This is a genomic window from Candidatus Schekmanbacteria bacterium (assembly GCA_003695725.1).
Lineage (GTDB): Bacteria > Schekmanbacteria > GWA2-38-11 > GWA2-38-11 > J061 > J061.
Window position 1 is genome coordinate 1 of the sequence record RFHX01000283.1, and the last position, 2,562, is coordinate 2,562.

2 protein-coding genes are annotated in these 2,562 nt (G+C 32.9%); one reads left to right on the plus strand and one right to left on the minus strand.

What is annotated here, in order from left to right; translation table 11 throughout:
• Positions 1-163: 163 nt before the first annotated feature.
• The gene (locus D6734_10845; GenBank protein ID RMF93109.1) at positions 164-862 is read right to left on the minus strand and encodes a hypothetical protein; all 699 of its coding nucleotides are present in this window, start codon (positions 860-862) and stop codon (positions 164-166) included.
• A 99-nt stretch (positions 863-961) separates the two neighbouring features.
• Here D6734_10845 and D6734_10850 point away from each other — a divergent pair.
• Positions 962-2,562: hypothetical protein (locus D6734_10850; protein RMF93110.1), on the plus strand; the 1,601-nt coding region annotated here is incomplete at its 3' end.

Below are 2,562 nucleotides of genomic sequence, written 5' to 3' on the forward strand. Positions count from 1 at the left end.
GGATGAAATGAAAGATTATAATTTTTTGCTTCTAATGAGTATTCTAATGAATCATAGCTGTAATCTCTATTTGGGAAGAACAGTGAAAGAACAAAAATTAGAACTAAAATGAAGTAAATGCCGTATCGGGACAAAAATAAATTGTTCTGCTTATTCATTAAGATTATCTCATATCTTCCATTGAAATTTGAAACCATTTCAATTCTATTACCATTGCAGCCCAAAATAATAATGACGAAAGAAATTCACTTATTTCTTCAACATAGCCGGTATAATTGATTTCTTCTGAATAAATTCCTGTCAAAGCAGTTACAAGGTTGAAGCTATCACTGATTGCTGCCAATCCCTGAAGAATTAGGGCTGAAATGAAAAAATATGCTGTCATTCGTGAGGAAATCATTTTTGAAAGAAAAAAATAGCTCATAACAATGCCCCCACCGAAATAACAAAGCATTATTGGCTGTTCACCTTCATCAAAAATGCGATAAAAAGGAATCTCATAGCTTGTGCCTTGAATCATCGCTTCAAGATGTTTGCCAATGGCTTCATGAATTTCAAACATTTCATCCAACCCTGCATAAAGTAGTCCAAGACTAATAATAATCCATAATGCGAGAAGATATTTTGATTCATTATGTTCCTTTATGTGACGCTTTGTAATTAAAAAAGCTGTTGCTGAAGCAAGCCATAAATTTAGTGCTGTAAAAAAGTTTATAGGATTTTCGTCAGCTGTTATTGAGTTGCCTATATGGTGGAATATGGAATCACTTAAAAGGAATGAAAGAAGCAAAAATGCATAGGCAAACAATCCTATGAGAAAAGGTTTCAGTTTATGTTGTTGAAATGTAATTTTTTGATTCATAAAAATATTATCTCAATCTTTGTTGCAGATATAATCGATAATATAATAACCTATTTAATGTGCTGTTAAAAATATTATTAACTTCCACGATTATAAATTATGCATATCGATACAAGAGATAACTATATTAAAATTACGGCTGCAGCAATTTTTCTTTTCTCTTTTCTACTACTTTTTCTAACCACCAACGATATCGGCATAACTTGCGACGAAGCTTGGATAAATGATTCTGCAGCCCATTCCTTTGCCCAATGGATGTCCTTGTCTCTTAAGACAATTCTCAAAGGGAACTTTTCTACCTTCAGAAGCAAAGAAACAATCGAAAAATTTTTTGGCGGACATTTTCATTACCACCCCCCTTTTGGAAGAATTATGCATTCTTTTAGTCTCATTCTCTTTGGAAATTTGGTGGGAGATATCAAAGCACTGAGGATATCTCCTGAAATGATGTTTTCAATAGTTTGTGTGTTGGTTTTTTTAATTACACTTTCCCTTTCTGATTATATCTCAGCAATCACTGCATCAGTTTGCCTTCTTTTTATGCCTCGAATGTTTGGCCACGGGCATATCTTTGCTTTGGATATGCCAATAACTTTTATGTGGCTTCTCACAATATTCTTTTTTATAAAAAGTGATGAAAAAAGAATATACAAAGTATTATTTGTAGTTTTCCTTGGTTTATCATTTGCCACTAAGGCACATTCTCTTTTGATTCCATTATCGATTCTATTGTGGATTATTATTTTTCCCTCAAAGAAAAAATTTCAGCTTCTTACAATAGGCACTCTTTTGGGAGTGATTATTTTTTATATTGCAAATCCCTGGCTTTGGGTGAATTTGAATTCCCATATCGAAGAATTTATTTCAGGGATGTCGAGCCACACTTCGGATTTTGTAGTGAAAACATACTACCTTGGCAGAAAATATGATTCCAATGCAGTGCCTTGGCATTATCCATTTGTATTGAGTTTTTTTACAATACCGGCGCCAATACTTCTTTTTACTATAGTTGGAATCATTAGCGCTTTGAAAATTCTCATCAATAGACTAAAAAATCTATTTAAGACTAAATCATTCACAGCTACCGAAAAATTAAATATTTTCATTTTCATAAACGCATTCATACTATTTCCAGTAATTTCATTGGGATTTGCGCCGGCATATGACGGCACCAGACTTTTTCTTCCGGCATTCCCTTTTCTCGCAATATTATCAGGAACTGGATTTTACAAATTCATAAATCTAATTTTCACTGAAGGACGAAAGTTAGGCAAATGGATACTTGCTTCCTTAATTATTGCATCTTCGGCAATATCGCTCTTCGATGCACATCCTTTTGAATTGTCATATTACAATATCTTTTCAGGCGGCATTAAAGGCGCTCAAAGGATTGGATTGGAAACAACATATTGGGGAGATGCTTTCAATAATGATGTAATATCATTTATGAATGAAAGATTAAGAGGCAAACGCATTAACGGAAGAGCGCTTTTCAATTCTATTCTCTTCGATTACTACCACCAATATGGCATATTATCAAATGACATAGTTTATGATGCACTCAATTATGATTATCTTTTAATAAATCGTAGAGAAGGACTTCTCAACGATGAAGATTTCTTTTATATTGAAGAAATCAAGCCCCTTTTTTCAAACAAATACAAGGGAACAGCTCTCTTTTCAATTTACAAAAATAAAAA